This window comes from Winogradskyella poriferorum (genome assembly GCF_050618035.1).
In the GTDB taxonomy this organism is placed as follows: domain Bacteria; phylum Bacteroidota; class Bacteroidia; order Flavobacteriales; family Flavobacteriaceae; genus Winogradskyella; species Winogradskyella poriferorum_A.
On sequence record NZ_JBODPY010000314.1, the window covers coordinates 1 to 212 of the forward strand.

Annotated in this window: 1 protein-coding gene; it reads right to left on the reverse strand. The window is 31.1% G+C overall.

All coding sequences use genetic code 11. The features are described from left to right. Positions 1 to 212 (reverse strand): DUF4842 domain-containing protein (locus ACRHOC_RS15895; protein ID WP_431159524.1); only part of this gene is annotated, 212 nt, incomplete at both ends.

A 212-nucleotide genomic window follows, 5' to 3' on the forward strand; every position in this document is an offset into this window, starting at 1 on the left:
ATATATTCTAACAGATTCCTTTGGAACTTTAATATCAAGAATTATAATTAATGCCCAAGAGTAACCAGTATCGGATATATAATTACCATCAGGATCTACATGCATACCACTAGTTTCTACTAAATTTTGACCAAGCTGAGTTGTAGAATTAAAAGGAAGGAGAATTTCGTGCTCTCTAACTTTATTTGCAATTAAAAATGGTTTAATTGGGG